17 protein-coding genes are annotated in these 21,831 nt (G+C 63.3%); 13 read left to right on the top strand and 4 right to left on the bottom strand.

Translation table 11 applies throughout. From position 1 onward, the window contains the following. The first annotated feature begins 24 nt into the window (after positions 1 to 24). From OHL12_RS01815 to OHL12_RS01825, 3 genes are all read left to right on the top strand, one after another. Positions 25 to 1,254, top strand: coding sequence for a hypothetical protein (locus OHL12_RS01815; protein ID WP_263412133.1), 1,230 nt, complete (start codon positions 25 to 27; stop codon positions 1,252 to 1,254). 69 nt (positions 1,255 to 1,323) lie between these two features. Next, positions 1,324 to 1,653 carry a PilZ domain-containing protein gene (locus OHL12_RS01820; protein WP_263412134.1) on the top strand — a complete coding sequence of 110 codons (330 nt, stop codon included), beginning with the start codon at positions 1,324 to 1,326 and terminating at the stop codon, positions 1,651 to 1,653. Then, positions 1,650 to 2,411, top strand: a complete 762-nt coding sequence (locus OHL12_RS01825; protein WP_263412135.1) for a response regulator transcription factor — start codon at positions 1,650 to 1,652, stop codon at positions 2,409 to 2,411. The genes OHL12_RS01820 and OHL12_RS01825 overlap by 4 nt, the downstream gene beginning before the upstream one ends. Before the next feature lie 68 nt (positions 2,412 to 2,479). On the opposite strand, the gene OHL12_RS01830 is transcribed toward OHL12_RS01825, so the two are convergent. Further along, complete coding sequence (locus OHL12_RS01830) at positions 2,480 to 3,076, bottom strand: YceI family protein (RefSeq protein ID WP_263412136.1); 597 nt, start codon at positions 3,074 to 3,076, stop codon at positions 2,480 to 2,482. 196 nt (positions 3,077 to 3,272) lie between these two features. On the opposite strand from OHL12_RS01830, the gene OHL12_RS01835 reads away from it, so the two are divergent. From OHL12_RS01835 to OHL12_RS01860, 6 genes are all read left to right on the top strand, one after another. Next, positions 3,273 to 4,541: an MFS transporter gene (locus tag OHL12_RS01835; RefSeq protein WP_263412137.1), complete on the top strand. Its 1,269-nt coding sequence runs from the start codon at positions 3,273 to 3,275 to the stop codon at positions 4,539 to 4,541. 51 nt (positions 4,542 to 4,592) lie between these two features. Further along, entirely contained in the window at positions 4,593 to 5,297 is a 705-nt protein-coding gene (gene phoU / locus OHL12_RS01840) for a phosphate signaling complex protein PhoU (RefSeq protein WP_263412138.1), read from the top strand. A gap of 157 nt (positions 5,298 to 5,454) precedes the next feature. After that, positions 5,455 to 7,236 (top strand): nitrite/sulfite reductase, encoded by a 1,782-nt coding sequence (locus OHL12_RS01845; protein WP_263412139.1) that lies wholly within the window; start codon positions 5,455 to 5,457, stop codon positions 7,234 to 7,236. A 579-nt stretch (positions 7,237 to 7,815) separates the two neighbouring features. Further along, positions 7,816 to 8,478 carry a precorrin-2 dehydrogenase/sirohydrochlorin ferrochelatase family protein gene (locus OHL12_RS01850; RefSeq protein ID WP_263412140.1) on the top strand — a complete coding sequence of 221 codons (663 nt, stop codon included), beginning with the start codon at positions 7,816 to 7,818 and terminating at the stop codon, positions 8,476 to 8,478. Continuing rightward, entirely contained in the window at positions 8,475 to 9,248 is a 774-nt protein-coding gene (gene cobA / locus OHL12_RS01855; RefSeq protein ID WP_263412141.1) for a uroporphyrinogen-III C-methyltransferase, read from the top strand. Before OHL12_RS01850 ends, cobA begins: the two co-directional genes overlap by 4 nt. Positions 9,249 to 9,399: 151 nt before the next feature. Then, positions 9,400 to 10,275 carry a 5'-3' exonuclease gene (locus OHL12_RS01860; protein WP_263412142.1) on the top strand — a complete coding sequence of 292 codons (876 nt, stop codon included), beginning with the start codon at positions 9,400 to 9,402 and terminating at the stop codon, positions 10,273 to 10,275. Between the two features lie 51 nt (positions 10,276 to 10,326). Here OHL12_RS01860 and OHL12_RS01865 read toward each other — a convergent pair whose 3' ends face one another. Genes OHL12_RS01865 through OHL12_RS01875 form a run of 3 tightly spaced genes read right to left on the bottom strand, consistent with a single transcriptional unit; the run spans position 10,327 to position 17,617 of the window. Continuing rightward, the gene (locus OHL12_RS01865) at positions 10,327 to 14,262 is read right to left on the bottom strand and encodes a sodium:solute symporter family transporter (protein WP_263412143.1); all 3,936 of its coding nucleotides are present in this window, start codon (positions 14,260 to 14,262) and stop codon (positions 10,327 to 10,329) included. Between the two features lie 35 nt (positions 14,263 to 14,297). After that, the gene (gene nagA, locus OHL12_RS01870) at positions 14,298 to 15,479 is read right to left on the bottom strand and encodes an N-acetylglucosamine-6-phosphate deacetylase (protein WP_263412144.1); all 1,182 of its coding nucleotides are present in this window, start codon (positions 15,477 to 15,479) and stop codon (positions 14,298 to 14,300) included. Beyond that, positions 15,479 to 17,617, bottom strand: coding sequence for a beta-N-acetylhexosaminidase (locus OHL12_RS01875; protein WP_263412145.1), 2,139 nt, complete (start codon positions 17,615 to 17,617; stop codon positions 15,479 to 15,481). Before OHL12_RS01875 ends, nagA begins: the two co-directional genes overlap by 1 nt. A 194-nt stretch (positions 17,618 to 17,811) precedes the next feature. Here OHL12_RS01875 and uxaC point away from each other — a divergent pair, with 194 nt between their 5' ends. From uxaC to OHL12_RS01895, 4 genes are read left to right on the top strand one after another with little or no spacing between them, the layout of a single operon-like run. Beyond that, the gene (gene uxaC, locus OHL12_RS01880; RefSeq protein ID WP_263412146.1) at positions 17,812 to 19,200 is read left to right on the top strand and encodes a glucuronate isomerase; all 1,389 of its coding nucleotides are present in this window, start codon (positions 17,812 to 17,814) and stop codon (positions 19,198 to 19,200) included. Beyond that, positions 19,197 to 20,468 carry a lactate racemase domain-containing protein gene (locus OHL12_RS01885; RefSeq protein ID WP_263412147.1) on the top strand — a complete coding sequence of 424 codons (1,272 nt, stop codon included), beginning with the start codon at positions 19,197 to 19,199 and terminating at the stop codon, positions 20,466 to 20,468. Before uxaC ends, OHL12_RS01885 begins: the two co-directional genes overlap by 4 nt. Further along, positions 20,465 to 20,995 (top strand): gluconokinase, encoded by a 531-nt coding sequence (locus OHL12_RS01890; protein WP_263412148.1) that lies wholly within the window; start codon positions 20,465 to 20,467, stop codon positions 20,993 to 20,995. The genes OHL12_RS01885 and OHL12_RS01890 overlap by 4 nt, the downstream gene beginning before the upstream one ends. Positions 20,996 to 21,033: 38 nt before the next feature. Beyond that, the gene (locus OHL12_RS01895; protein ID WP_263412149.1) at positions 21,034 to 21,810 is read left to right on the top strand and encodes an SDR family NAD(P)-dependent oxidoreductase; all 777 of its coding nucleotides are present in this window, start codon (positions 21,034 to 21,036) and stop codon (positions 21,808 to 21,810) included. Positions 21,811 to 21,831: the final 21 nt, after the last annotated feature.

The following is a 21,831-nucleotide window of genomic DNA, read 5'->3' on the forward strand; positions in this document are numbered from 1 at the left end:
CGCATCTCGCGTTACACTCCACGCATGATTCGCCACCTGCGACAGGCTTTCAATCACAACTACACCGACGCCGCCTACCAGCACCTGCTCGCCGACCTGAATCGCATCACCCGCACAGAACTTTCTATCCGCGTGGCTGAGACCCCGGTCTTCCTGCCCCAGACCATGCTGCAGCAGATGATCGACGCCGGCGCAGCCATGACGCACCAACTGGTTAGCGATACCGAGTACCTCCAGCAGGCCGCCGCGACGATCCCACCGGCCTTTCGCGTGGCGAACCAAAGCGCTCGCCCACACTTTATGACCGTCGACTTCGGCCTCGTCCACACCGGAGATGGCTCATGGCAGGGCGACCCCGCCACTCTTGAGCCTCGCCTCGTCGAGCTCCAGGCCTTCCCCTCCGTCTTCGGTCTCCAGTCGCTGCTCGGCCAGCTCTATTGCAAGCACTTCAATCTCTCCGGCAGCGTCGCGCAATATCCCAACGATCTTGATGAGACCACCTATTGGCAGCTCCTCCGCCAAACGATCGTTGCCGACCACGATCCTGCCAACGTCGTCCTTCTGGAAGTCTCGCCCGACCAGCAGAAAACCCTTCCCGACTTCCACATCCACGAGGATCGCCTCGGCATCGCCACGGTGGACATCGCGCACGTCCGGCAGCGCGGTCGCCACCTCTTCTACGAACGCGACGGCGTCGAGACACCCATTCGCCGCATCTACAACCGCTCAATCGCCGACGAGATGGTCCGCAAGTCCATCCAGCCCGGCTTCGACCTCACCGCCGACCTCGACGTCGAGTGGGCCGGTCACCCCAACTGGTACTTCCTCATCAGCAAGTTCGCTCTGCCTTACCTGCGCCACCCCTTCGTCCCGCCTGCTGTCTTCCTCAGCGACTTTCTCAACGGCAGGAGCCGGGACCGTCTTTCCGCCGATCGTTCGCAATGGGTCTTCAAACCGCTGTTCTCGTTCGCCGGCAAGGGCATCGAGTTCGGCCCCTCCGACGAAACCCTCGCCGCCGTCCCCGCAGCCGAGCGGGCCAACTACCTCTTGCAGCAGCGCGTCGCCTTCACGCCCACCGTCGACACACCCTTCGGCATGACCCAGGTTGAAGTTCGAATCATGTACGTCTGGCCCGATGGCGGCGACCTCCAGGCCATCCAGACGCTCACCCGCCTCGGCCGCGGTGCCATGATGGGCGTCGATCACAACCGCAATCAGCAGTGGGTGGGAGGCTCGGCTGGCCTCATCGCCTGAAACTCTTCGACTTTTCGCCGGTGACTGTGGTAACAAAGGGTAAGCATGTACGTAACTCGAAGACGAGCGGTGCCGGCGCCACCTCCCGCCGTCAACGACCCATTGCGCGCCTCGGTTCGCTTTCCGCTGCAGTTGCCCGTTCAACTTCACGCTGGCGAAGCCGTAGTCGCTGCAACTACCGTCGACGTGTCCGCCACAGGCATGCTGTTTACCTCGGAAGATGTGCTCGAGGTAGGCACGGAATTGGATTGGGAACTGTTACTGCCCGCTGAAGCCATGGGCACAGCGGCCGACATCAGCGTCCTCTGCCACGGTCGTGTCGTTTGGGTCCAGCACGAACCACCCACTCGCATGGCCGTGATGATCGATCAGTACCGGATGAAGGAGAATGCGCCATGACTGCAAATGGCCCCATCAACCCCACTACCGAAGCCGCACCCAGCCCTGAGATCCGGGTCATCCTTGCAGACTCGCAGGCCATCTACCGCGTCGGCATGCGCAAGGTCTTCGCCGTCGAAGACGACATTCGAGTCGTTGCCCAGGCTGAAACCCTGAACAACCTCTACACCGCACTGCAGCGCTTTCCGACCGATGTCGTCGTGCTCGAGGGACAGTTGCTCGCCGGCACCATCGACGCCATCCCGGAGCTGGTGCGCCGCGCGCCGGACGCCAAGATCATCGTCCAGGTTGTGGAAGTGGACGAATCCACCACGGTCGAGCTCTACCGCCGCGGCGTCCGCGGCGTCGTGCCCCGCTCCATCTCGCCAGACATGCTGATCAAGTGCATCCGCAAGATCGCTGCGGGCGAAACGTGGATCGATAACCAGTCCGTAGGGTGGGTCATCGAGGCCTACCGTTCTCAAGCGCAGCAGCTCACTTCGCCACGCGCTCAGCTCAAGTTTTCGCCCAAGGAGCTTGCCGTCATCTCCTGTATCACCCGCGGCATGCGCAACAAGGAGATCGCGTACCAGGTCGGCACCACCGAACAAGTGATTAAGAACTACCTACGGAAGATCTACGACAAGCTCGGCGTCTCCGACCGCCTGGAGCTGGCTCTCTACTGCATGCACCACCAACTGCTGAAGCAGTATCCCGCCGACGCCATGTTCGACCTGGCGGGCGATCCCGTGGCCGAACCCCTCAGCGTCCGCATGTAACTACCCTGTGTTGCAACAGCAAAGGGGAACGCCCATAGCGTTCCCCTTCTTGCTGTGCTAGTGCAGATTTACTGCTTCGCCACTTCCAGGTCGATGGTGAACCGTACTTCGTCGCCCAGCGTGGGCGCGCCGTACTTCTGCCCGAAGTTGAAGTCGCTGCGCTTGATCGTACCCACGGCCGAGAAACCGCTGACCAGCTTGCCGCCCATGCCCTTCTGCGGCGCCGCGGGACCGTCCACATCCAGGGTCACCGGCTTCGTCTGTCCGCCCAGCTTCAGATCGCCCACAATCTGCAACTTGCCGTCGCCGTTGCGCTTCACACTGGTCGATTTGAACGTAAGCGTCGGGTACTGATTCACATCGAAAAAGTCCGGACTCTTCAGGTGCTCATCCCGCTTTTCCTGGCCGGTGTTCACCGTCTTCGCATCGATCACGGCCTCCACGTGCGAGGCGCCGACGTTCTTGTCGTCCCACACCACGGTTCCGGTCACGCCCGAAAAGCTTCCGCGCACCGTGCTGACACCCAGGTGCTTGATTGAGAACTCCACGCCCGAGTGCGCCGGGTCGATCGTCCATGTGGACGCCTGCGCAAACGCAGCGGGTACAGCAAGCCCCGCGAGCAGCACCGCGGCTCCGGTCGCAAAGCGACGAACGCTCTGAATCATCTTTCTCCTCCTAGTACAACGACGCCGTTGCGGCAAGTGCGCGGGTCTGAAACTCGCTCTGCCCGCACCACCAGCGGTTGAACTTACTACAGCAGATGAGTGGCCGAAATTGGCGATGCAAAATTATTTCGTTATCGTACCTTTTTCGGCGCGCGCCCCGATCCTATCCGGTGTGCGACGATGACCACACCCGTTTATGGCCACTCACGCACCCGCTGGAATCGCCTCCGCCATCCGTGACCTCACACCCCGCCAGCGGAATGCCTTCATTGCCTGCTTTCTCGGCTGGTCGCTGGACGCCTTCGACTTCTTCATCCTCACCTATTGCCTTTCCGCAGTTGCTGCCGACTTCCACGTCACCATCAAGCAGGTCTCCGAGGGCCTCTTCTGGACACTGGCCATGCGTCCTGTCGGCGCTCTTCTCTTTGGCTTACTGGCCGAGCGTTGGGGTCGCAAGCCCACGCTCATGCTCAACGTGGTCTGCTTTGCGGTCTTCGAGTGCGCCTCCGCCTTTGCACCCACGCTGACCAGCCTGCTTGTGCTGCGCGCCCTGTTCGGCATCGCCATGGGTGGCGAGTGGGGCGTCGGCGCCGCGCTCGCCTTTGAAACACTGCCAGCCAAGGGCCGCGGCTTCTTCAGCGGTCTGCTGCAGGAGGGCTACAACGTCGGCAACCTGCTCGCCGCGGCTGCCTACTGGCTTGTCTTTCCGCACCTGCACGGCACCGGCATGCTCACCAACTGGCGCGTCATGTTCCTTCTCGGCGCGCTTCCCGCGCTGCTCGTCTTCTACATTCGCAGCGGTGTGGACGAGTCACCCGCCTGGCGCGAGCGCGAAGCCGGCATCACTCCTCGGAAAGCCCGCGCCACCGGCCTCCTGCAGTACGCTGGCACGTTCGCCATTCTCATCCTGCTCATGACCGCCTTTGCCTGCTTCAGCCACGGCACGCAGGACCTCTACCCAACCTTTCTCGAGAAGGGCAGGGGCTTCACGCCCGCCGTTGTCGGCAAGATCTCCGTCGTTGCAAACATCGGCGCCATCCTCGGCGGCATGGGCTTTGGCGCCTTCTCCGAACGCCTCGGCCGGCGCTGGACCATCATCCTCACCTCGCTCATGGCGATCCCGATGATCCCGCTCTGGGCTTGGTCGCACAGCGCCGTCATGCTCGCCGCTGGCGGCTTCCTGATGCAGGTCATGGTCCAGGGTGCCTGGGGCATCATCCCCGCGCACCTCAACGAACTGTCTCCGCCGGCCGTCCGAGCCATCGTGCCTGGCCTCACGTACCAGCTCGGCAACCTCTTCGCCTCGCGCGAGGCGCCCATCCAGGCCGGCCTCGCCGCCACCCACTTCGGAGGCTCGCTACAACCCGTTTTGGGCTGGACTGTCGTCGTCGTCGCCCTCTCCGTTTCGCTCTTCACCTTGCTCGCCGGCGAGCGTAAAGGCCAGGACCTCTCGTCCGCACACTAGCAACGCCGTCACCAGGACGCCCATCGCCTAAAATAGCCGCAGGACCTCCGTTTGCCACGCATTCACTTCCAGCAACAGCTCGCCACGCTCAAGGACAAGCTCCTGGCCATGGCCGCGCTCGCGCAGCAATCGCTGGAGCTGAGTGTCGAGGCCTTCCTGACCCGCGACGCCGCACTTTGCGACCACGTCCTCGACATCGAGCAGGCCATCAACGCCGCCGAGCGCGACGTGAACCTAATGGCCTGCGAGCTCTTCGCCAAACAGCAGCCCATGGCCATCGACCTCCGCTTCCTCATCGCCGTCCTCCGCATCAACGGCGACCTGGAGCGGATCAGCGACCAGGCGGCAAACACGGTAAAGCAGTGCCGCGCGCTTATGGAAGTCGAGCCCGACGGCCTCAACCCCGAGGAACTGCCCGGCGACATTGCAGGTATGGGCGACATCGCCCGCCGCATGATCCGCAACGCCATCCGCGCCCTGCTCAACGCTGACCCGGACCTTGCCGAAGAAGTGCTCACCATGGACGACGACATCGACCGCCTGAACCGCGACTCGCAGGCGGCGCTGCTCGACGCCATGCAGCAGAACCCCGACCGCACCGACCAGGCGCTGAACTCCATCATTGTCTGCCGCAACCTGGAACGCAGCGCCGACCACGCCACCAACATCGCCGAAGACGTCATCTTCTGGGTCCGCGGCTCTGACGTTCGCCACAGCTTCTCCGTCAGCGAGCAAGCCTCCGCGGCGGTGGCGTAAGCATGGTCCTTTGCATGCAGCGATGTTGTGGTCTGCCACTCTAGCCTCCGCGCTCGGGAGACGTAGCCACACCGGCATTCTCCAACAGCCCCGTTCTGAGCACACCACCGAAGCAACGTCGCTTTGTCACTCGTACGCACCCGCAGGAGCACCACGAATGCCCAATGAATCCTTCCTCGGCGACGCCGCCGAAGGCCTCGACAAAGTTCCATCCCCACCCGCCGCCGCCAAAGAAACTAAGGCGCAAAAGGTCGAGCGCCTCAAGCGCGAGCTGAATCCGTGGGAAGCCTGGTCGCAGGTGCGCCGCTTCGCCGCCGAGGGCCGCGAGTCCGTGCTGCCCGAGTGGGCCGGCACCTACTTCAAGTGGTGGGGCATTTACACCCAGGGCGACGGCATCGGCGCCGTGGGCGGCGTCGGTGGCGAGGGCAAAGCCACCGAGTACTTCATGATGCGCGTCGGCATTCCCAACGGCATCCTCACGCCGCAGCAGCTCCGCACCATCGCCGACATCACCGAGAAGTACGCCCGCGGCATCGGCGACATCACCACGCGCCAGAACATCCAGATGCACTGGCTCACCATTGAATCGCTCCCGCTCGTCGTCGACGCGCTCGAAGCCGTCGGCCTCAGCCCCAAGGGAGCCTGCGGCGACGTGGTCCGCAACGTCACTGGCTGTCCGCTCGCCGGCACCGACCCGCACGAAATCCTCGACGCGTCGCCGCTCGCCCGCAAGGTCGCGGAGACCCTCACCGCGAATCCCGAGTTCGTCAACCTGCCCCGCAAGTTCAAGATCAGCATCACCGGCTGCCCCGTCTGGTGCTCCTACCCGGAGATCGACGACATCGGCCTGACGGGCGCGGTGCGTGACAACAACGGTCAGCGCGAAGTCGGCTACAGCATCCGCGTCGGCGGCGGCCTCTCCAAGGAGCCCCATTTCGCCGTCCGCCTCAACGCCTTCGTGAAGCCCGAGCAGGCTGAGCAGGTCTGCATCGAAGTCGCTCGCATCTTTCGCGACGCCGACCCGCTGCGCGAAAGCCGCAACGCTGCCCGCATGAAGTACCTATTCCTGAAGCAGGGCTGGACCGCCGAGTCCTTCCTCGCGGAGCTCAACCGTCGCCTCGGCTACGATCTCGATCCAGCCGCGGACGAAACGGTACCCAACGACCTCTATCGCGACCACACCGGCGTCAACCCGCAGCGGCAGCCCGGCCTGTCCTCCGTCGGCATCTCCGTCCTCCGCGGCCGCCTCACCTCCGCGCAATTGCACTCGCTCGCCGACCTGGCCGAAGAGTTCGGAGCCAAAGGCGAGCAGGGAAGCACCGGCGAGCTCCGCTGCACCGTGCAGCAGAACATCCTGCTCATCAACATCCCGAACGACCGCGTCTCCGAACTCGTCGAGCGCATCCACGCCCTCGGCCTCCACGTCGAAGGCACGAACTTCTGGCGCGGCACCGTAGCCTGCACCGGCACGGAGTTCTGCAAGCTCGCCATCGCGGAAACCAAGGGCTTTGCCCGCTGGCTCACCGACGAGATGGACGCGCGTCTGCCCGGCTTCGACCAGCAGCTCCGCATCAACGTCACCGGCTGCCCCAACAGTTGCGGTCAGCACTGGATTGCCGACATCGGCCTGGAAGGCAAGAAGATCAAGCACGAAGGCAAGATGGTCGACGCCTTCTACTTCTGCGTCGGCGGTGCTCTCGGCCAGCACGCCAACTTCGCCCGTCCTGTCGGCTATCGCGTCCCTGCGACCGAAGTCCCCGAAGCCATGGAACGCCTCCTCCGCACCTATCTCACCGGCCGCACCAGCGCCTCCGAAAACCTGCGCATGTACTTCGCCCGCCACACCGACGAAGACCTCCGCAACCAACTCGCCGGCACGGTTGTCGCCGCGGTAGAACGCGACCTGCCAACCCGCCCCACCCCGTCCAACGTGGGCTGAAATGGACAGCGCGATAGTTCCTTGGTTTAGGCGCAAGGGCTGGAAGAAGCTCGCCGCGGAAACTCTGACGCTTGCGGCTGCTCACATTGCGCTCTACTTTGTCTTCCGTAGCCAAGCAGAGACACCAACTCTTGCTTTCTGGTCTTCAGTTCTTGCTACCCCTTTCTACTATCTCGCCCTCCTGAGCCTCTGCTTAAGCAATATGTCCTTGGCTTTCATCAAAGAGGTAAGCGGACTAAAGCCCGCCCAGGGTGTGACGAATCCTTTTCAAGACACACGCGTCGTGGCTGCATACAGCACGAGCCATCCTAATTCTGTAGCAATGTATGTCTACCGCATGAAGTACCTTGCCCTTATATTCATGCTTTTTGCAGGGATCCGTCTGTGGTCCACTTGGCCTGTCCCAAATTGGGCGTGGAACCGTGCAGTTCTCAGCAGTCTGCATGTGGTGCTTGTGCGATGTTCACCGCAGCTATGCCACTTCGGGAAGTTGCGATCCTGACGACTACAGCAGAGGTCGAGACAAGCCTTGACGGCTGTCGAGGCCGCACATCCGGCCCCGACTAAGATCGAAAGAATATGCCCGGTCTCTTTCCAATCTTCCTCAAGCTCACCGCGCGCCCTTGCCTCGTCGTCGGCGCCGGCAGCATCGCTGAAGGCAAGATCGTCTCCATGGTCGAGGCCGAAGCCGACGTCACGGTTGTCGCCACGCGCGCCAGCAGTCGCGTGCAGCAACTCGCGGCAGACGGCGCCATCCGCCTTCACCTTCGCCCGTATCAGACCGACGACATGCAAGGCATCTTCCTCGCCGTAGCCGGCACCGACGTGCCCGAGGTCAACCGTCAGGTCTTCGCCGACGCCCAACAGCGCAACACACTCATCAATGCCGTCGACGATCCGCCCTACTGCGACTACTACTTCCCGTCGATCGTTCGCCGCGGTGACCTGCAGATCGCCATCTCCACTGCCGGCGAGAGCCCCGCGCTCGCGCAGCAACTTCGCAGGGACTTGAACGAACAGCTTCCGCTCGACCTCGGTCCGTGGCTGATGGAGCTCGGCCGTCTCCGCCGCGAAGTCCTGCAAATGGAACCGCTCGGTGAGCCGCGCAAGCTCCTTCTGCACCAGCTCGCCACGCGCGAGGTCTGCGGTGCCGAGGCCTGTCCTTCCCGCCAGATCGCCCGAGCCCACGCTCGCGAGCATTACCCGGATCGCAACCCGGCTCCAGGAATCGAACACGGATGAGCACCGCACCGCAGAAGGGAACCGTCTATCTGGTCGGTGCCGGCCCCGGCGACCCTGACCTGCTCACCCTGCGCGCCGCACGCCTCCTCGCCACCGCAGACCTCGTCCTCTACGACGACCTGGTCTCGCCCGAAGTTCTCGCCCTCTGCGGCCCGCATACGGAACGGGCCAGTGTCGGCAAGCGCTGCGGCCGCGCCCGCATCACGCAGGACGGCATCCACGCGCTCCTCATCGACGCCGCCCATCGCGGTCTGTCGGTCGTCCGCCTCAAGTCCGGCGATCCGCTCATCTTCGGCCGCGCCGCCGAAGAACTGGAAGCTCTCCGGACCGCCGGCATTCCGGTCGAAATCGTGCCGGGCATCTCCGCCGTTTTCGCGGCCGGTGCCGCCGTCCAGGTGCCACTCACGGACCGCAACACCGCCTCCAAGCTCATCCTGGTCGCCGGTCACCCTGCCAGCCACAAGACCCCACCCAGCAGCCGGAATCCGGCCGATCCCGAAGCCGAATCGCTGCTCTGGACCGGTCCGCTCCCTGCCGACGCCACCCTCGCCATCTACATGCCGGGCCGCAGCGCTGCCGCTATCGCGGAAGAACTTCGCCGCTCCGGTGCTCCCGAAGACCTGCCCTGCATCGCCATCTCGCAGGTCGCCACACCGCGGCAGCACATCGCCGCCGCCCGCCTGGCAAACTTTGCCGGTATCGAACTTGGCCTCACTCCCGTCCTCATTCTCGCGGGCTATGCCATGGGCGCGCTGCTCCCTGAAAATTAAAGCTGCTGCACCGGCATCGGTGCACACCCGCGCAACTCCCATCAGCACAGGAACTTACACGTAAATACCGGTAGTAGAAGAACTTAGCGTCCGTCCCAAGCGCAACTCCGCTAAAATGAGGAACTTGCAAAAAGCAGGGGAGGGGGCACCCATGCGCATCCATCTGGTCGACGGCACCTACGAACTCTTCCGCCACTACCACGCCCTGCCCAAACTGCAGGACGGCCAAGGCCGTGAAGTCGCCGCCGTGCGCGGCGTTCTCGCCTCCATGCTCTCGCTCGTCAAGGAAGGCGCAACGCACATCGGCATTGCCACCGACCACATCATCGAGTCGTTCCGCAACGACCTGTACCCCGGCTACAAGACCGGCGCTGGCGTACCCGAAGACCTGATGGCGCAATTTCCGCTGCTCGAGGAAGCCTTGCGTGCCCTCGGCTTGGCCGTCTGGGCCATGACCGAGTTTGAGGCCGACGACGCCCTCGCCGCAGCCGCACAGAAGGCCGCGGAAGACCCGCGCGTCGAGCAGGTGCTCATCTGCACGCCTGACAAAGACCTCGCACAGTGCGTCGTTGGCGACCGCGTCATCCAATTCGATCGCCGCAAGCGCGAAGCTCGCAACGAAGCCGGCGTCGTTGCCAAGTTCGGTGTGCCGCCCGCATCCATCGCCGATTACCTCGCCCTCGTCGGCGACACCGCCGACGGCTATCCCGGCCTGCCCGGCTGGGGCGCAAAGGGCACCGCAGCCGTCCTCGCGAAATATGGCCACATCGACGCGATCCCCACCGACTTCCGCACCTGGAACGTGCGCGTGACCAATCCCGCAGCGCTCAGCGAAACTCTGCAAAGCCGCATGGAAGACGCGTTGCTCTTCCGCACCCTGGCGACGCTGCGCACCGACACCGACGTCTTTGCGACCGTGGACGATCTGCAATGGCGCGGACCAACCGATGCCTTCGAACCGCTCGCCGCCATCCTCGACGCGAATGTGAAACGCGAAACTGGCCGAGGCGCCAAGCTCAAGGTTTAGCGGGCGCTCTGTACCCGTGCGTTACGGGCCAGCAGCGCTCGCCCGTTATTCTCAAGGACGGTTCTGTGTAGGCGGCAGATACCCGTAAAGCAAATGCTTTGACCTCGTCTCGCGGAAGGCCTGAAGGCCCGCTTCCCACATCGCCGCAATCTCATGCGGATCCTTGCCCGCCTGCAAAGCATCCAGCGTCGCCTGGTTAAGCAGGATCCCGTTCGCCTTCGCCAGCAAGAACTGTTGCGGGTATTGCGCGTGCAGGGCAGCAAGCAGTTCCAGGCCGAACTCAGCCGCGTCGAACCGCTCGCGGTCATTCACCGTGAAGCGCAAGCCATGCACCTGCTGACCGGCAAACGGGTACGGCTTGGTTGGCGTGAAGCTCGTTGTGCTGACTTCAACGCCAACCAGTTTCCGCGCATTGAGTGCGTCTGCAAGCTTCTGCGCTTCGGCATCACTCGCGATCCAGGCTGCACCGATCTGCTCAAACGGTGCGTCTGTTCCTCGGCCAACTGAGACGTTCGTGAACTCCAGAAATGCGAGGCCTGGGTAAAGCGTCGCCGCCTCAAGCCGCTGCAGATTCGGGCTAGGATTCACCCATACCAAGCCTGCCTCGTCGTACCACAGCCCGCGCTGGTAGTTCGCTACAGGGACGACGCTGAGATCGCATTGCAGGTGCTTCTCGCCATGAACGTAGCGTGCGAGTTCACCCAGCGTGAGCCCGTGCTGCGTCGGCTCCTGCATGTAGGCGATGTAACGTTCCGTGCCCGCGTCGTTGACCGGCCCGTTCACGATCTCGCCACTCAGCAGGGCAGGGCGATCCAGCACCATTACGAGGGGCTTGTTGCTCGCCTGCGAAGCGGCTTCCAGAAAGTACCCCACCACGGTCTCGTACGTGTAAAAGCGAACGCCCGCATCCTGCAGATCGATGAACACCGCATCCAGCTTCTGCATGTCGGCTTGCTTTGGCCGCCGGTCTTCCGGCTTTGCACCGTAAAGTGAGAGCACCGGCAGCCCGGTCGCGCTGTCGGTTGCATTGCCGATGCCCTCGCGGTCTTCGACACCGGCGAGGCCGTGCTCCGGCGAGAAGAGCGTCGTCAGCTTCGCGCCCGCCACTGCCTTCGGCAGATCCTGCGCGAGTACATCGACCGTACGGCGGCCGGCCGAGTCCACGCCCGTATTGTTGGTCAGCAGCCCAACCCGCAGCGGATGCCCGACCGCCTGTTGTAGCTGGCGAAGCCGCTCAAACCGTATTTGCTCCAGGACGTCGATGCCGGTGAGCACCTTGCCTCCGGTGGCGTTCGCGCCAGCGTATGGCTGGTACAGATGCAACGCTTGGGCGGCTGCGGTCGCGACCTTGCCACGAAGCGGTGTGATGGCTTTGCCGCCGCGGGGATGCACAGCATTCGCGAGCAGGATCACGTACGTGTTGGATCGCGGATCCATCCAGATCGACGTTCCGGTGAATCCCGTGTGTCCGAAGCTGCCCACCGGAAACACGGTGCCGCGCGGCCGCGAGAAAGGCGAATCAACATCCCATCCAAAGCCACGCAACCACTTGCCGCGCGCTGGCTGCTCCGGCTCGCACATCAGCCGCAGCGTCTCTGTCTTCAGCGGAAACACACTCGGGCGGCCGGCCAGGCGATCCAGCAGCGCCTGCGCGAAGACCGACACATCGTGCGCAGTTGAGAACACACCCGCGTGTCCGGCAACACCACCCATGCGGCGAGTAGTTGGGTCGTGCACAATGCCGCGCAACAGTTCATCGTGCGTCATGGGTTTGTCATCGTTATGCGCCGTAGGTGCAATGCGCGCCATCTGTGACGGCGAGGGCAGATAGCCCGTGTCGACCATGCCGAGTGGTTGGAAGATGTGCTTTGCGGCGTACACCTGAAGCGGTTCGCCGCTAAGCTTCTCAACCAGCGCACCCAGGGTGATGAAGTTGATGTCGGAATACTTGAAGGTGACGCCCGGCGGTCCGTACGGAACGGACTCCATGGCGCGCTTCACGCCCTCTGCCTTGCCGCTCCACACGTCCTTCAGGTTCACGTCTTCGCTCAAGCCGGAGTAGTGGGTCAACAGTTCGCGAATCGTGATGTTGCTCTTGCCGTTTGCCGCAAAGTCGGGCAGATACTTCACCACCGGATCGTCGAACTGCAGCTTGCCCTGTTCGTACAACTGCATGATCGAGGTCGCGGTACTCAGGCATTTCGAGAGCGAAGCCATGTCGAAGATCGTGTCTTCCGTCATGGGCTCGAACGCTGGTTCAATTGCCCGGTGTCCGTAAGCGTGGTGATAGACAACCTGTCCGTTGTGCCCGACCACTAGCACCGCGCCGGGCAGGTCATGCTCCGCAACCGCGTCGTTGATCAGCGTATCGAGCGGGGAAAAGTCGTATCCCGTGACGGCGGCCTGCGTCGGTGCTGGAACCTGCGACACGAGGGAGGAACCCGGCACCAAGAGGACTCCACATACGACGATCACGATTGCGCGTTGCCGAGCGCGCCCGGGCAGGCTCGCCAGCGCTCCTACGGCAAAGGTAACCACCGAACCAATCAATACATACCAGGTGTACGCCACGTGCGGTGCTGCAAGGACCACGTCATGATCTCCACGGTGAAGGACAACGTTCATGCCCGCGGGCGCGAGCCAAAGGAAGAGATTGAGCGCAAAGCCAACAATCATGCCGGCGATCGCTCCACTTTGCGTGGCAAAGCGAGTCAGAGTTCCCAGAAGGAAGACGCCAAGCAGGGAGCCGTACGCGACCGAGGCGATTGAAAGACCCGTCTCGACAACGTGCCCCTTGCCGCCGTTTTCCACGGAGTAGACCGCAATTGCGAACAGCACCAGTGCCCATAGGAGCGTGCTGGTGCGAGAGAGCAGGTTGCGTGCCCGATCGCTGCTGGCCGGCCGCAGCTTCAGGTAGAAATCCACCACGGTTGTGGAAGCAAGGGAGTTGAGCGCGGCAGATAGATTGCTCATGGCAGCAGCCAGGATCGCGGCAATGAGCAGGCCGGCAACGCCGACCGGCATCTGTTGCACGATGAAGGCGGGGAAGATGCGGTCGGCCGCATGCACGGTCTGCGCCGCCGGATGCTGGCCATAGAACGCGTAGAGGCCGGAACCGATCAGCAGGAAGAGCGTGAACTGCAGCAGCACCACGCCGCCCGAGGCGAGAAGGGCAACTCGCGAGTCGCGCAGATTCTTCGCTGCAAGCAGGCGCTGCACCATCAATTGATCGGTGCCGTGCGAGGCCATGGTGAGGAACGCGCCGCCGATCAGGCCCGCCCAGAAGGTGTACGTCGACGTCAGGTTCAGGGTGAAGTCGAGCACATGGAGCTTGCCGGCTGCGGCGGTCACGGCGTGAATCGTGGACCAGCCGCCGCTCACTTTGCCGCCCAAAGTAAAGAGGGCGACCAGTGTGCCTCCGATGTACAGGAGCATCTGCACGACGTCGGTCCAGATGACCGCGGTCATGCCGCCCTCAAACGAGTACACCACCGTCAACGCCATGATGATGGCGATGCTGACGATGTCGTTCGTGCCGATCGCAAGGCCGACAACGATGCTCACGGCGAAGACGCGCACGCCCTCTGCCGCAGCGCGTGTCAGTAGAAACAGGCCGGCGGTCACCTTGTGCAGCACAGGGCCGAAGCGGCGATCAATCAGCTGATACGCGGTAAACAGTTCGCCCTGAAAGTAGCGCGGCAGGAAAAGAACGCACAGCACGACGCGGCCGACCATGTAGCCAAAGACAAGCTGCAGGAACGTCCAATTGCCACCAAAGGCGATGCCGGGCACGCTGATGATGGTGAGCGTGCTGGTCTCTGCCGAGACGATGGACAGCGCGATGGCCCACCACGGCACGTTACGGCCTGCCAAAAAGTAGCTGGACAGCGATTTGTCCTGCTTGCGAAAGCGCAGGCCGAAGAGTGTGATGCCGAGCAGGTACGCGGCGATCAGAATCAGGTCAAATGTGTGAAGCCGCGTGGGCATAGCGTTGAGTGTAGGCGAAGGGCAGGCCAATTGGATTAGGCAAACGGCAGGTGTTCGCCCCGAAGCACTGTACCGCGGAACGCTCCGGCTTTGTCGAACACCGTGAAGCTGGCTTCGGCGCCAGGAACCATGCCGGCTTGCTCGTCGGCAAGCCCCAGCAGAGCAGCCGGATTGTGCGTGGCCAGGCGGACCGCGGTGGCGAGGGAAGCGCCGGTGAACGCTTGCAGGTTCGCAACGGCTCGCTGCATGGTCAAAACGGAACCGGCCAGCACGCCGCTGGAGGTGCACACGCCATCGCGCACCGTCACGTCCAACTCGCCTAGCTTGTAATCGCCATCGGGCATGCCGGTCGCAGCCATGCCGTCGGTGACGAGGATGGCCCGGTTCTCGCCCTTGCTGCGGAACCAGAGCCGCACCGCCTCAGGTGTGGTGTGGATGCCGTCGCAGATCAGTTCCGCAAACAGGTCCGCGTCGTCCAGCGTGACGCCGAGAATGCCCGGCTCGCGGTGGTCGAGCGCGCGCATCGCATTGAAGGTATGCGTTGCAGAGACAGCCTGTGTGGGAGCGGCCCTGCGCGCCGTCGCGATTCCACTGCGTGTCTCCGCAGCCGTGGCGTTGGAGTGGCCCATCGACAAGCGCACGCCTGAGGCAGCGGCATGCGCGATCAACTCCGTTGCGCCCTCCGTTTCAGGAGCGATGGTCATCAGCCGAATGTGACCGCGCGCTGCCTGCTGAAAGCGATCGAAAAGGCCGATCGACGGCGGCAGAATGTTGGCCACGGGGTGCACGCCACGCTTTGCATGCGAGATGAAAGGGCCCTCCAGGTGTATGCCGATTGGGCGTGCACCTGCTGCGGTTGGCTCACTCTCGATGCTGTCCGCCAACGCTTCGAGAGCGCTAAGCGTGTGATCGATCGGCGCGGTCACCGTCGTGGCGAGGAAGCTTGTCGTACCGAAGCGCGCCAGCATGCATGCGGTGGTTTCCACCGCATCCTGGGTTCCTTCCATCACGTCGCGCCCGCCCGCGCCGTGCACGTGGACATCCAAGAAACCAGGCGCAAGGGTGGCGTCGCCCAGATCGAGTGTGTTCGCGGGCAGCTCTGCTTCCGCACGCGTCGAGATGCGCTCGACGACGCCGTCGCGCACGAAGAGTAGCGGCTGATTGAGCGCTCCGTTCGGCAGCAGCAAACGCGCTGCGGTGATCGCGGTGTGCGGCATCAGCGTGCCGTTCCGGTGCTGCTTGCGGGCGCAGCCGGTGCCTGAGGAATGCCGAGTTGCGATGCTGGCGGTAAGGTGCTGGTCTCGCGCCAGCCGCGCAGTGCGGCGCGTACCTTGTCACCGCGCTCAATCCACAGATCGGTGTTCAGTGTGTAGCGCTCGCTCATGTTGTGCAGGTAGTAAGGCCGGTAGCTCTTCAGCCAGGCTTGTTCGTACAGGTCGCGCATCATGCTGTACTGGCTGCGCAGGTCTTCCATCTTGCCCTGTACGCCGTTGGGATGCGCAATGCCGTTCACGTCGCGTAGCAGCTCGCTGCGGTCGGTGCGAACCTTGCTGGCCTGCAGGGCGTATGCGTTGGCGTACATTGTGGCGATCTCGTCGCTGATCTGGAACTTTTGGCCGATCATGCCGATGCGGCGGGCAGCGAGTTCCATCACGTCGAGGGCGTCGGGTTCGCGAAGGAAATTCGCCTGGCGTGCTTCGCGCACCAGGATCAACGCCTGTTCCGCGTGCAGGCGAAGCTCGCGGTTCAGAGGCCGCATCTTGGCCGCGATCGTCTGACCTTCGGGCGTCCAGGGGTCCACCCAGAAGAGGAAGTCATTCGCGTCACCGCCCTTGGTGACCACGTCTTTCAGCAGCGCGTGGCAGGCCGTCAGCTCAAGTTGTGCCTGGTCGATTTTGCCGGTCGGGTCGCCATGAAAAGCGCGGCCGAACGATCGTTGAAACTGCGGAATCGAGGACTGCCCTGGTTGCCAGGCCGCTGCCGCGCCAAAGAGAACGCCGTACCAGTTCGCATTGAAGAGCGCCTCGCCGTCGTCGTCCCAGATAGTGTTCAACTGGCCGGTACATCCGCTGGCCTGGGCCTGCGCGGTGAAGCCCTGGATATTTGGCAGCGCCAAATTGTTGTCGGGCCAGGGCCGGTTCCAGTTGTTCACGCCGGGCGCAACCCAGCACTCCATGCCGGCGTCGGTGTACGGCTTCACGTAGGTCGTGAAGCTGGGATGCGGGTTGTATTCCCACGCAACCGCGATGGTGGAGCGCTTGAACTCCTCCGGCGCAGCCTTCAACAGGGCGGGCTCGTGCATGGCAATGTCGCCCCAGAACAGGTAGCGGCGGTTCAGCGGTTTCAACGTAGTGACGATGCGCTGCAGGAAGTCCAGGTAGACGGCGCCCAGACCGCGGGCGTCCACGTCTGCCTTGGTCTGGCCTTTGCCCAGCTCCAGCGTTTCATCGGCGCCCAGGTGCAGCAGCGGGGAGGGGAAGTCCTGTGCCAGTTGGCCGAACATGCGCTGGATGAACGGCAGCGTGCCCGGTGCGCCGGGGGCCAGCACGTGGCCATGCGGCGTTTCCGCCAGGTCGGCATACTTTTCCCAGTTCAGCATGAAGTGCAGGTGGCCAAAGGCCTCCTGCTCCGGCACGATCGTCACGTGGTACTTGGCGGCGTACGCGACCAGCTCGCGCGCCTCCGCCGGTGTTATTGAGCCGCCCGGCGGCGCTGCCAGCGGGTCGCTGGTGTACTGCAACGTGTTCTCGAAGTAAGGCGAGTAGACGTTGACCTTGTAATTGCTCAGGAGGCGGATCTGCTTCTTCTGGAACTCAAGCGTGGGGACCGGGCCGCGAGAGACGTCGTCGTGCAGGCCGCGGTACTTCAGCGCAGGCCAGTCACGGACGCTGGCCAGGTGCAGCACGGGGCCTGTGTTCGCGGCGCTGTCAACGAGCTGCTTGATCGTTTGCGCACCGTAGAACACGCCGGCAGGCGTTGCGCCGATCACAGCCAGACCGCTGCCGCGCGGAACGATGACGTAGCCCTCGGCCTGCATTTCGGGCGACAGAGCGGCGCCGCCGAGTGCGGCACGGCCTTCGCTCGAGCTACTGCGCAGAAGCGTGATGCTGACGGGCGCAGCCGCTGAGACTGCCACGCCACGCTCACGCAGGCCTTCCGCCAGGTCCTGCGCGGCAAAGCTGTCGTCCGCGTCACAGCCGTTACACAACACGCTGATGCCGTTGGAAAGCGGGACTGAGCGCTGATCCTGCATTTCGCGAGGCATGGGTACTAAGGCCAATTGGGCTCGCGCTGCCGCCGAAATCACCACGGCAGACAGGGCAAGCAGGGAAGCAAAGCGGGACAACGACGGCATATCAGCAAGCTAAACCCAAATGGGCCGTTATGTCCGGGGCGCCTGTCGGCAGTGCTGTCCCCGAGAACCTGCGATGATCCCGGGCAGCGATCCTGCGGCGTCAGCCAGTTCGCCACGCCATTTGATAGGCTTGCTGTGCCCGGAGGGGTGAAAAACGTTTCGCTCCGTCCTCTATGCTCAGGAGAACTCATTCCATGCTGTTGCACGAAGACAGGCTGTTTCCGGCAGAAGGCACCGCGCGCGAGGTCGCGCGCAAGCTGTATGCCGTGGCGCGTGATCTGCCCATCATCAGCCCGCACGGCCACACCGACCCCGCCTGGTTTGCACAGAACGATGCGTTTCCCAATCCCGCCGCGCTGTTCATCCAGCCCGACCACTACATCTTCCGCATGCTGTACTCGCAAGGTGTGTCGCTGGAATCGCTCGGCATCGGCAGTCACCGCGCTGACCCACGTGAAGTCTGGCAGATCTTCGCTCGCCATTACTACCTGTTCCGTGGCACACCCACGCGCATGTGGATCGACTACGCATTTCGTTCGCTATTCGGACTAGAAGAGCGACTGAGCGAAGCGAACGCCGACGTGTTCTACGACACCATCGACAAGGCCCTGCAAACACCGGCGTTGCGGCCGCGTGCGCTGTACGACAGCTTCCGGCTTGAGGTGCTGGCGACCACCGACTCACCGCTGGACACGCTGGAGCACCACAAGGCCATTCGCGAATCGGGATGGAAGGGCCGCGTCGTTCCGACCTTCCGGCCGGACGCTGTTGTCGACTTTGAATTTGCAAACTTCCGCGGCAACATAGACAAGCTGGGCGAGATCACCGGCGAAGACACCAGCAATTACACCGGCTATCTGAACGCCCTCCGCAATCGTCGCGCCTTCTTCAAACAGATGGGTGCCACCGCGACGGATCACGGACACCTGACGGCGCGCACCGCAGACCTGTCCAAGAGTGAAGCCGAGGCACTCTACGCGAAGATCTACGGCGGCAAGGCATCGCACGAAGACGGCGAGCTGTTCCAGGCGCAGATGCTGACCGAGATGGCTGGCATGAGCGTGGAAGACGGCCTCGTGATGCAACTGCACCCGGGCTCCGTGCGCAATCACAACTCTGGCCTGTATGAGAAGTTTGGCCGCGACAAGGGTGCTGACATTCCCGCGCCGACCGAGTACGTCCGCAGCCTGCGGCCGCTGCTGACGAAGTACGGGAACGAGTCGAACTTCACCTTTGTGCTGTTCACCCTGGATGAGTCCACGTACGCCCGTGAGCTCGCTCCGCTGGCCGGCCATTATCCTTGCTTGCGCCTTGGTCCGGCGTGGTGGTTCCATGATTCGCCCGAAGGCATGATGCGGTACCGCGAACAGGTGACGGAGACCGCCGGCTTCTACAACACGGCCGGCTTCAACGACGACACGCGCGCCCTGCTCAGCATTCCTGCCCGGCACGATGTCGCTCGCCGTGTGGATTGCGCGTTCCTCGGTCGCCTCGTCGCCGAGCACCGCATCGACGAGGACGAGGCATTCGAGCTGATCGAAGATCTGACCGTGAACCTTGCGCGCAAGGTGTACCGCCTGTGAGCACCTTGCTCGCCATCGGATCGCCGCAGACGGAGCTGACGCCCGCCGAGGTGGAGAAGCACCTGCGCGAGGCGTTGGCAAAGCTAGGCCCGCGCAAGAAGGTGCTGGCTCTTCCACCGGATTTCTCGCGCTTCCACTCGCAGGCCGGTCTGTTGACCGAGCTGACGTGGCGGCACTACGGCGACGCCCTGACCGACGTGCTGCCGGCTCTCGGAACGCACAAGCCGATGACGGATCGCGAGATCGCGACCATGTTCGGCCAGACGCCGCGCGAACTCTTCCGCGTGCACGACTGGCGCAACGACGTGGTCACGCTGGGCGAGGTGCCGGGCGAGTTCATGCACGAGGTCAGCGAGGGCAAACTCGACTACACCTGGCCCGCGCAGGTGAACAAGCTGGTGCGTGACGGCGGACACGACCTGATCCTGTCGATTGGCCAGGTGGTGCCGCACGAAGTGATCGGCATGGCGAATCACAACAAGAACGTGTTCGTGGGCACCGGCGGTGTCATGGGCATTCACCGCTCGCACTTTCTTGGCGCGGTGTACGGCATGGAGCGCATCATGGGGCGCGCCGATACGCCGGTGCGCGCTGTGTTGAACTATGCCAGCGAACACTTCGCGCAGAACCTGCCGATCGTGTATGTGCTGACGGTCGTGGGCAAGAACGCAGCGGGGCAGCTTGCCATCCGCGGCCTGTTTATTGGCGACGACCTGGACTGCTTCTACAAGGCCGCGGAACTCGCCCTGCAGGTCAACTTCGTCATGATGGATCGCGAGATCAAGAAAGCCGTCGTGTACCTGGACCCGCATGAGTTCAAGAGCACGTGGCTGGGCAACAAGAGTGTTTACCGCACGCGCATGGCGCTGGCGGATGAAGGCGAACTGATTGTGCTGGCGCCCGCGGTTCACGAGTTCGGCGAAGACCCGACCATTGACAAACTGATCCGCCGCTATGGGTACTACGGCACGCCCAAGACGCTGGAGTGGGTCAAGGAAGACCCCGAACTTGCCGGTAATCTGAGCGCGGCGGCACACCTGATTCACGGGTCCAGCGAGGGCCGCTTCCAGATCACATACTGTCCGGGTCACCTCTCGCGCGAGGAGATCGAGAAGGCGGGTTTCCAATACGGTGATCCGCAACAAATGATGCAGAAGTACAACCCGGACAAGCTCAGCGACGGATGGAATACCGTCGATGGCGAGGAGATCTTCTACGTGTCGAATCCCGGGCTGGGGTTGTGGACGTACAAGGAGCGTTTTCAATGACGGCAGGCAGCACGGAGACCGCGCGCCGTCGACAGATCTTCGTCCTCATGGGCGTCAGCGGCTCCGGCAAATCGACCATCGGCACGCTTCTAGCCCAGCGTTTGCACATCCCGTTCCTGGATGCGGACGACTTCCACCCGCAGGCGAACAAGGACAAGATGCACGCCGGTCATCCACTCACGGACGAGGATCGCTGGCCGTGGCTTGCCACGCTCAATCGCCTGCTGCGGGATCATGCGGCGCAGGGCACCGGGTGCGTGCTCGCCTGCTCCGCGCTTCGCGAGGTGTATCGCGACAAGCTGGCAGACGGCTTGCCCCCGGGCACCGTCGACTTCGTCCTGTTGCAAGGCTCGCGCGAACTGATCCAGAGCCGCCTCGCCCAGCGACGCCACGAGTTCATGAACAGCAAGCTGCTGGATAGCCAGTTTGCCACCCTTGAGACGCCGGACGACGCGATCAAGGTCACAAACGATCGCAGTCCCGACCAGGTCGTCGACGACATCCTGCAACAGGAACACCTGGCCTGAGCCAGCCGCTTCAGGTCATTGCCAAAGGAGCAAACATTTTGGGTAAGAACTTATTCGATCTGACCGGCAAGGTTGCCGTCGTCACCGGCGGCACCTCCGGCATCGGTCTGGCCATTGCACTTGGGCTGGCCGACGCAGGAGCGCACGTGATCGCTAGCTCGCGACGCATGGAGCAGGTGGAAGAGGCCGCCGCGAAGATCGAGGAGCGTGGCGTGCGCACCCTGCGTCTCGCCTCTGACGTGAAGGATCGTGCCTCCCTGCAGCAGCTTTGCGACGCCACGCTGCAGCAGTTCGGACAGGTGGACATCCTGGTCAACTCGGCTGGCAAGATCAAGCGCGAGCCTACGCTCACGGTCAGCGAAGAGACCTGGAACGACATCATGGACACGAATCTGACAGGTACCCTGCGCGCCTGCCAGATCTTCGGCAAGCCCATGCTCGACTGTGGCTACGGACGCATCGTCAACATCGCGTCATTGAACAGTTACGTGTCGCTGAAGGAAGTGACCGCGTACGCATGCAGCAAGGCCGCGGTCAACGCCCTAACGCGGTCGCTCGCAGTGGAGTGGAGCAGCAAAGGCGTGACGGTGAACGCGGTTGCGCCCGGTGTGTTCCGCACCGCTCTGAATGCGGAGCTGCTGGACAAGAGCGAGCGCGGCAAAGAGTTGCGCATGCGCACGCCCATGGGCCGATTCGGACAAACCGAAGAGACGGTGGGCGCAGCGGTGTATCTTGCCAGTGATGCCGCCAGCTTTGTTACCGGCGAGACCATTGTGGTCGACGGCGGCTTTCTCGCCAGCGGCGTGAACCAGTAGCTTCAACGAACGATCAAGGAG

The organism is Terriglobus aquaticus (assembly GCF_025685415.1).
GTDB classification, from domain to species: Bacteria; Acidobacteriota; Terriglobia; order Terriglobales; family Acidobacteriaceae; genus Terriglobus; species Terriglobus aquaticus.

Coding starts and splice junctions, on each gene's coding strand:
- OHL12_RS01830 (WP_263412136.1), bottom strand. CDS start 3,076: ATGATTCAGAGCGTTCGTCGCTTTGCGACCGGAGCCGCGGTGCTGCTC.
- OHL12_RS01850 (WP_263412140.1), top strand. CDS start 7,816: ATGCCCGGTCTCTTTCCAATCTTCCTCAAGCTCACCGCGCGCCCTTGC.
- nagA (WP_263412144.1), bottom strand. CDS start 15,479: ATGCCGCACACCGCGATCACCGCAGCGCGTTTGCTGCTGCCGAACGGA.
- cobA (WP_263412141.1), top strand. CDS start 8,475: ATGAGCACCGCACCGCAGAAGGGAACCGTCTATCTGGTCGGTGCCGGC.
- OHL12_RS01845 (WP_263412139.1), top strand. CDS start 5,455: ATGCCCAATGAATCCTTCCTCGGCGACGCCGCCGAAGGCCTCGACAAA.
- OHL12_RS01835 (WP_263412137.1), top strand. CDS start 3,273: ATGGCCACTCACGCACCCGCTGGAATCGCCTCCGCCATCCGTGACCTC.
- uxaC (WP_263412146.1), top strand. CDS start 17,812: ATGCTGTTGCACGAAGACAGGCTGTTTCCGGCAGAAGGCACCGCGCGC.
- OHL12_RS01865 (WP_263412143.1), bottom strand. CDS start 14,262: ATGCCCACGCGGCTTCACACATTTGACCTGATTCTGATCGCCGCGTAC.
- OHL12_RS01890 (WP_263412148.1), top strand. CDS start 20,465: ATGACGGCAGGCAGCACGGAGACCGCGCGCCGTCGACAGATCTTCGTC.
- OHL12_RS01815 (WP_263412133.1), top strand. CDS start 25: ATGATTCGCCACCTGCGACAGGCTTTCAATCACAACTACACCGACGCC.
- OHL12_RS01875 (WP_263412145.1), bottom strand. CDS start 17,617: ATGCCGTCGTTGTCCCGCTTTGCTTCCCTGCTTGCCCTGTCTGCCGTG.
- OHL12_RS01825 (WP_263412135.1), top strand. CDS start 1,650: ATGACTGCAAATGGCCCCATCAACCCCACTACCGAAGCCGCACCCAGC.
- OHL12_RS01860 (WP_263412142.1), top strand. CDS start 9,400: ATGCGCATCCATCTGGTCGACGGCACCTACGAACTCTTCCGCCACTAC.